This is a genomic window from Bacteroidales bacterium, assembly GCA_026418905.1.
GTDB lineage: Bacteria > Bacteroidota > Bacteroidia > Bacteroidales > DTU049 > JAOAAK01.
The window spans coordinates 218,970-227,015 of record JAOAAK010000003.1 but is presented as its reverse complement, the minus strand read 5'-3'; the positions used below and the strand labels follow the sequence as shown (position 1 = coordinate 227,015).

General features: G+C 35.3%; 7 protein-coding genes. 6 read left to right on the top strand and 1 reads right to left on the bottom strand.

Going from position 1 to position 8,046, the window contains the following annotated elements:
- The 6 genes from N2Z72_01195 to N2Z72_01170 all read left to right on the top strand — a co-directional run.
- Window positions 1–651, top strand: a 651-nt coding sequence (locus tag N2Z72_01195) for a HAMP domain-containing histidine kinase (protein MCX7696292.1), incomplete at its 5' end; no start/stop codon positions are given.
- Window positions 648–1,400, top strand: a complete 753-nt coding sequence (locus N2Z72_01190) for a response regulator (protein MCX7696291.1) — start codon at window positions 648–650, stop codon at window positions 1,398–1,400. The genes N2Z72_01195 and N2Z72_01190, both read left to right, overlap by 4 nt.
- Window positions 1,388–3,682 (top strand): PAS domain S-box protein, encoded by a 2,295-nt coding sequence (locus N2Z72_01185; GenBank protein ID MCX7696290.1) that lies wholly within the window; start codon window positions 1,388–1,390, stop codon window positions 3,680–3,682. Before N2Z72_01190 ends, N2Z72_01185 begins: the two co-directional genes overlap by 13 nt.
- A 39-nt stretch (window positions 3,683–3,721) precedes the next feature.
- The gene (locus tag N2Z72_01180; GenBank protein MCX7696289.1) at window positions 3,722–4,465 is read left to right on the top strand and encodes a sulfite exporter TauE/SafE family protein; all 744 of its coding nucleotides are present in this window, start codon (window positions 3,722–3,724) and stop codon (window positions 4,463–4,465) included.
- A gap of 287 nt (window positions 4,466–4,752) precedes the next feature.
- Window positions 4,753–6,135: a tryptophanase gene (locus tag N2Z72_01175; GenBank protein ID MCX7696288.1), complete on the top strand. Its 1,383-nt coding sequence runs from the start codon at window positions 4,753–4,755 to the stop codon at window positions 6,133–6,135.
- Between the two features lie 123 nt (window positions 6,136–6,258).
- A complete protein-coding gene (locus N2Z72_01170; protein MCX7696287.1) occupies window positions 6,259–7,521 on the top strand; it encodes a hypothetical protein in 1,263 nt (420 codons plus the stop codon).
- 47 nt (window positions 7,522–7,568) lie between these two features.
- Here the strand turns inward: N2Z72_01170 and N2Z72_01165 are convergent, their stop codons facing one another.
- Complete coding sequence (locus tag N2Z72_01165; protein ID MCX7696286.1) at window positions 7,569–8,030, bottom strand: Spy/CpxP family protein refolding chaperone; 462 nt, start codon at window positions 8,028–8,030, stop codon at window positions 7,569–7,571.
- Between the last annotated feature and the right edge of the window lie 16 nt (window positions 8,031–8,046).

The following is an 8,046-nucleotide window of genomic DNA, read 5'->3' as shown; positions in this document are numbered from 1 at the left end:
CTTGCAGCAATTGGACAAGTTTCATCTTTCATAGCTCATGAGCTAAAAAATCCTCTTTCAGCTGCAGGTAATGCTTTATTTTTACTGGAGAAAAAAACACATATGTTACCAGAACTCCAAAAATATATTCATATTGCCCGTGATGAATTGCAATCTTGTTTTGCTGTAATCAACAGTGTTTTGCAACTTAATCGTGTTCGAGATCCTGTTATGAGTCAATTTGACTTGGCTCTTTTATTGAACAATATTTTGGAGAGATATTTTAAGCATTTACCTGTTGAACTCTCGTATGAGTTTAATCCTGATCCATTTTTTATTCAAGCCGATCAGGAACAATTTAATATGGTTTTTCAAAACCTTATCAAAAATAGCATTGAAAGCAACCCTTCAGGCGTACGAATTACGGTCAAAGGTTGGGTGGAAGAGGGAAAGTATAAAGTTTTATTTTGTGATGATGGGGTAGGTATCCCGGAAGAATATCACTCCCATATATTTGACCCACTTTTTACTTCCAAAGGTTTCGGTACTGGCTTGGGGCTGACTCTTTGCAAAGCTATCTTACAAAGGCATGATGGAGATATTCGATTGTTGCCTCAGGTAAAAGGATGTTGCTTTGAATTGGTGTGGACAGTAAAAAAAATTAAAATATGACGTCATATATTCTTATTGTCGATGATGAGCCCAATTTAAGTGAAACGCTTAAAGACATCCTCATGGAAGAAGGCTATCATTGTTTGATTGCTCCCAATGGTACTACTGCAATAGAACTTGTTAAAAAACATGATGTAAGAGTTATCCTATTGGATGTTTGCTTGCCTGACATAGATGGAGTAGAAGTTTTTCGGCAACTGCTTGAAATCAAGCCTGGACTTCGCATTATTTTTATGAGTGCCTATACAGTAGAGGATCTTAAGTATAGAGCGCTCGATCAGGGGGCTATTGCCTTTTTTGAAAAACCTATTGATATTCCTCTGGTATTACAAATCGTTCGTGAAAGCTACAACACAGCTATTTTGTTCATAGGAGGCGATGATCCTTTTTATGAAGATCTAATGGAAAATTTGAAAAAAAATAATATTCATGCTGTGTTGGTTCATTCTTCTCATGATGCTATTGAACTTGTGCGTCAAATTCGTTTTGATATTGTTTTTGTTGACTTAACCTTACCACATATGAATGGAATAGATGTGTATCTAGCAATAAAAAAGATTACACCTACTACGGTTGCAATTATGATCGCCGGACAAGAAGAAGAGTTTATTAGAATTGCTCAGGAAGCCGTCAATCGTAATGCATATACATATCTAAAAAAACCACTCGACATTAAGCAAACCATTCGTTTAATTGAACAAGCACTTTGTCGTTTCACAAGCAAAGATTTTAGAAAATGGAAACCTTAATAGATAACACAACTTTTACTATTTTACTCATAGATGATGATCCACACATCAGAGAAACAGTTACAGAAGTTCTCAAAGGTGCTGGTTTTCATCCCATAAGTTTCGATAATTTTAAGGATGCTATCTCATACTTAAGTAATCATCGAGTTGATGTTGTTATAGTTGATTTGTTTTTTTACGGTGTTTTTCAGGAAAGTCTTTTTAAAGAACTTTCCTCGTATGCTATGGAAATTCCTATTATTGTGTACACGGCTTTTTCTTCCTTACAAACTGCAAAACAGGCATTAGAAGCAAGATTTTTTGCTTACGTTGAAAAGGAAGCTAATCCAGACCAATTATTAAAAGAAATCCACCGAGCTATTTATTATAAGCATAAAGTAGAAAAGGATTACCTAGAATCTCTTCTAAAAAAACGTACTCGTGAATTGGAAGTAGAAGTAACCAGAAGAAGAGAAAGTGAAAAAACCCTTCGGCTAAGCGAAGAAAAATACAGATTGATGGTTAAGGCTATGCCAGCCGTTGTTTTCCTGACTGATGCGAAGGGTAATCTACAATACATGTCACCCTATGCAACCATTCTGACAGGCTATTCACTTCAAGATCTGACTTTAGAAAAGATGTTAAAATTATTACCCTCTCATTTATATCATAAAATTTTGTTTCAACTAAAAAAAATGATTTTATGGACCTCAAAAGGTTATTTTTTTGAAATAAAAGAAACCGTTTCTTTTGTCTCGGCCCATGGTGAGAAAAAATATGCTGAATTGGTAGTAAAGCCAATATTTGATAAAGGAAAATGCATTGCTTTTCATGGTATACTCCGGGATATTACTTCGGAAATGGTTTCTAAATTAGGCTTAGAAGAAACGTTGCTAGAACTTTCGACTTTATATGAATCTATTTCAGACTACATATTTATCTTGGATAAAGAATACCGGATTTATCGTTTAAATGCTCCTGCTCTTGAATTTTTAAGAAAACATCATTCAGATTTAGGTGAGGTTTACCAGAAAAAGTGGGGAGAGGTTATTCGATGCATCAATGATTTATTATCTTCAGAGGGGTGTGGCACCCATGAAGAATGTGAAAATTGTTCCATCCGTAATTTTCTGAATAGAGTTGACAATGCAGGAATTAGGGAAAAGATAGAATTTGTTTTTTCATCAGAAAAGCAACATTATCTATTTTATTTTATTGCTTTTGGACGTCTCATAAGGATTAAGGAAAAAGAGTTTATTTTTCTAAGTTTAACGGATATCACTGAACTTCAAAAAACGAACGATCAATTACAGCGACTACATCAACAGTTTCAATCTTTAGTGGACAACATCCAGGAAGGTCTACTGCTTCTGGATCTGAATACGAACCAAGTGTTGTTCTCCAACGAAAAGTTATATGAGCTTTTTGAGATAAATAGAAAGAAAATACACTTAGACCCTTTCACTTGGTTGACCAAAGTTCGAGGAAAACCAAACTTAAAAGATGAAATAAAGATTTTTTTCGAAAATCATGAAATAACATTGCAATCAACTTTTGAATACTTAAATAAAAATTGTTTAAAATCTATTTTACTCACTGCAATCAAAATGACTTTCGAAGAGAGAAAACAGGTCATGTTCATTTTCTCCGATGTATCACATATTAAAAAAGATGTTATTAAGGACATGAGAATATGGGCAGAGGCAGAATTAGCAGAGCGAAAAAAACTTGCAAGAAAAATACACGACGAAATTAGTCCTATAGTAGGGCTATTAACTTCCAGTTGTTCGGTTATAGAAGGTTCCATCCAGGAGAAACACAAAGAACTGTTCTTACGATTTAAAAGAAACCTACAAGTATTGCATAAAAGCTTATACGATATTTCCCATCAACTTGAGGAACAATGGGAAGCATTCTCATTAAAAGAAGCTTTAGATCAATATGTAGACGAATTGACACAAACTAAAGCTATTAGAGTGCATATTGACATAAAGACAGACATTGATTCTCTTTTGTATAAAAAGAATCTATATGCTCTTACCCTGGAATTAATACACAATACCCTAAAACATGCTCAAGCAGGAAATATTTATATTGAATTGTTACCTTTCGAAAATTTTATCTTATATCGTTATCGAGATGATGGTATAGGTTTTGAGTTTGATAAGGTTAAGAAATCTGGAAAAGGTCTTGGCCTAAAACATATAGAGGAACGTGTTCGAGAAATGGGGGGAACACTAGAGTTCGTTACTTCGCCAGGTCAAGGCATAGAATTGAATGTTTATTTACTTAAGGATACATAATCATCCAAATTATCTAAAAGTCGTAGTTTTGTTAATGATATGCTGTTTGATGCTATTGTTTTGATCGTTGTAGGCATGGTGGTTAGTTTTGTGAATACCATAGCAGGAAGTGGTTCTTTTTTGTCGTTACCTGTATTAATGATGTTGGGTCTTTCTCCTCAGGAAGCTAATGCAACCAATCGTCTTGGCATTTTTTTTCAAACTCTCGTAGGTGTTATTGGTTACGATAGAGCACAACAATTAGACAGAAAACTATCACTTCGTTATGGTCTGGTAGTCATTCCTGGAGCCATCCTAGGAAGCTTCCTCATTATAAAAGTACCAGAACATTTGTTAAATGCTCTGCTTGCAGCTTTTATGTTATTTTTTGCTTTTTTATCTGTCTATAAGCCCGATTTTGGAAAAGGTGAAGGAACCCTAAAACCTCATTTTATTCATGATATTCTTTTTTTTCTCATGGGCGTGTATGGAGGTGCTATTCAAGCAGGTGTTGGTATCTTTTTTCTTTTTGGTGCTACTCTTCTTTTAAAAATGCCTTTGTTCAAAGCTAATGCTTTGAAGCTTGTGTTGACTTTTCTTTTCACTCCTTTTTCTATACTGATTTTTATGTGGAATCATCAAATAGATTGGTTGTATGGTTTATTTTTGGCCGTAGGATCAGTTTTGGGAGCCTGGTTTTCTGTTCGCATTTCTCTCAACAAAGGCGAAAAATTTTTTCGCTGGTTTTTGTTTGCCATTCTTGTAATATCTTCAGGAGTTATGATTTATAAAATATTTGCATGATTGAGTTAGGTGGGTCGAAGATTTAGAAGAAATTTATGATTTTCAAATTCTCAAAAACTTAATTTTTTTAAAAACGATATAGTTTTTTGTGATATAAATGATTTGAGAAAAAATTTGAAAAAAATTTCGTGATTTTTTTTTGCATTTTAAAAAATACGTGTATTATTGCACACAGCAATGATAAGTAAGTTCGTATTTTGGTGGGTAGGTGTGATTTTTCGCTTTTTAAATATAAAAGAGCGGGACAGGTATTGATTTTTTCGAAAATTTTATAAAACAACTAGCATATGAAACCATTACCATTTGCGGAAATGTATAAGATTAAAATGGTTGAACTTATTCGACCCTCCACTCGAGAGGAGAGGGAACAATGGATAAAAGAAGCTCATTATAATCTTTTTAATCTCTCAGCAGATAAGGTCTTTATCGATTTACTCACCGACAGTGGAACTGGAGCCATGAGTGATAGACAATGGGCAGCCCTCATGTTGGGTGATGAAAGCTATGCCGGAAGCAGATCTTATTACCGTCTCAAGGATACTATTGAAGACATTTTCGGATTTCCTTATTTTATGCCTACCCATCAGGGTCGTGCAGCAGAAAACGTACTTTTCTCCACACTCATTAAACCTGGAGATATCATTCCTGGCAATTCTCATTTCGACACAACCAAAGGGCATATTATGTTTCGTAAAGCTAGAGCAATTGATTGTACGATAGACGAAGCTTTCGATACTGATTCACTTCATCCGTTCAAGGGAAATGTTGACATAAATAAACTGGAAAAGGTATTTCGGGATTATCCCCACGATCGCATTCCATTTATTATTGTAACTATTACGAACAACACTGCAGGAGGTCAACCTGTTAGCATGGAAAACATCAAGCAAATTAGTGATTTTGCTAAAGAAGTGCGAAAACCTCTTTTAATTGATAGTGCTCGTTTTGCAGAGAACGCTTATTTTATTAAACAACGTGAGCCTGGCTATGAAGATTGGAGTATCAAGGATATTGTAAGAGAAATTTATAGTCATGCCAATATGATGACTATGAGCTCTAAAAAAGATGGGCATGTGAACATAGGTGGTTTTATAGCCATGCGAGACGAAAAACTATGGCGAGATGTGAGTTTTTACAATATTATGTTTGAAGGTTTCGTAACGTATGGAGGTATGGCAGGTCGTGATATGGAAGCTTTAGCTGTTGGACTTCAGGAAGCAATCGATTATAACTACCTCCAGACTCGAATTGCACAAGTACGGTACCTTGGTCAAAAACTCATTGATGCAGGTATTCCTGTGCAAAAACCTATTGGAGGGCATGCTGTTTTTGTAGATGCATTGAAATTTTTACCACACATACCGCGCGAACAATTTGTAGCTCAAACTTTAGCTGTGGAGTTATACTTGGAAGCAGGAGTTCGTGGTGTGGAAATCGGTACTCTCTTAGCTGATCGAGATCCTGATACGAGAGAAAACATTTATCCGAACTTGGAACTTGTTCGTCTTTCTATACCAAGACGGGTCTACACGAATAACCACATGGATGTAGTTGCTGTGGCATTGGAAAATCTCTATGAACGACGCAATGAGATACGTAAAGGATTCGAAATTATTTGGGAAGCTCCTTTGATGCGACATTTCACCGTGAAATTGAAACGATCTGAATAATAAGCATACACAAAATTTTAATTAGTTTATTATTTTACGTTATTAGTAGGAATTAGCATATTGTTAAGGCTAGGATTTGCCAAAAGAAGATACGGTTTTTCTGTTTATTTTTGAAAAAACACCATGAAGGCAATTTTTCTTTTTCTGTTGACGTTTTTATTCTACTTTGTTCATAGTCAGGATACGATATCCATTATGACCTACAACGTCCTGCAATATGGCGTAAGTTATGGAGGGTGCAATTCAACCAACAACAACATAGATAACAAAGACAATTACCTCAAACAAATCATGGCTTTTACTCTCCCAGATATTTTGAGTGTCAATGAGCTTTCAAGCAACGTAAGCTACCATGATCGTTTTCTTTCTCAGGTGATGAACGCAGACGGGAGAAATTATTATGCTCGGGGTGGATGGTCGAATCTTTCTGGAAGCGACATTACTAGCAATGTATTTTACAATACTCAAAAATTAGGCCTTAAAGGTCAAACATCATTGGCCACGGATTACAGGGATATTGTTTTATTTACTTTTTATGTAAAAAATACAGCACTTCAACTGGGCGATACAATTTTTTTGACGATCATTTCCATGCATCTAAAGGCTGGGAGTTATGCTTCTGACATCACAGATCGAGAAAACATGGTAAATATTCTAATGAATTATCTCAATGCACGCAATATTCCAGGAAATTATTTCGTTTTAGGAGACTTTAATTTTTATAATGCTAGCGAGGCTGGTTTTCAAAAGCTTATCAACCATCCCAATACCAACATTCGCTTTTATGATCCAGTTAATAAGATAGGTGACTGGCACGATAATAGCTTGTATGCTCCCTATCACACACAATCGACTCATGCAAGTGACAACAACTGTCATGCACCGGGAGGAATGGATGATAGATTTGATTTTATTCTTTTTACGTTACCTGTGTTTTCGGGGTCTAAAAAGGTAAAATACATTCCAGGTTCATATGAAACGATAGCTCAGGATGGAAATCATTTTAATAAATCCCTCTTGGATGCACCAAATCCACCGGGAATACCATTGAATGTGTTGAATGCTCTTTACAACAATAGTGATCATTTGCCTGTCCGACTTAAGGTAATTGCAGGTAATGATGTTTCCACTGAAGAACTTAAAAATATTTCCTTCAACTGCTGGTATGATCATCAAACAGCATCATTTTACTTAAGTACTGAGAAAGAAGGGATTTATACATTTATTCTTTATTCTCTAACAGGACAGAAAATATTTGAAAAGACCGATTTTTATTCTCCTGGGATCTATCGTTTGTCACTTTCATTCCCTGTAGAAAAAGGTTTCTTTATTTTGGGTGTTTTCGATCAGGATGCTCACTCATTATGGCTGAAATTTTTTAAATAAAAAAACCTCCCCACATGGGAAGGTTGTTGAAAAATCAAGCAATGAACTTAATTATTTTTTAAACCTTTAAAATAAGTAGGTTCGCCAGCTTCTTTTTGAGAGCCTTTGCATTTTTCATGTTTAAAAGGAGGTTTGTGCGTGGAAAACCACCAATCTTTTTGTTCGTTATTGAGCAGATTAGCAATGGCAAAATGATGAGAGATGCGTTCTTTTTCCATGTTTAGCTCAATAGCATGCATTTCTTCTGCTAGTTTTAATGCTTTCTTTTCATCAGCAGTACTTCCCGACATAGCTGAATGAAGCTGGGCTTTTTTTTCAAACAATGAGTTTCTAAGGTCGGTCATGATTTTTTCATGTTTAATTTGAAGCTGTTGGAGTTTGGACCGTTGTTCTTCTGTGAGATTGGGAATTTTTTCCCACCGATACCCGGCTTTCTCAGGGTTTACCTGTGATTTTAACAACCCTGTTGCCAACAGGATGATGGATACGACAATGATTGATTTTTTCATTTTCATATGGTTTTGA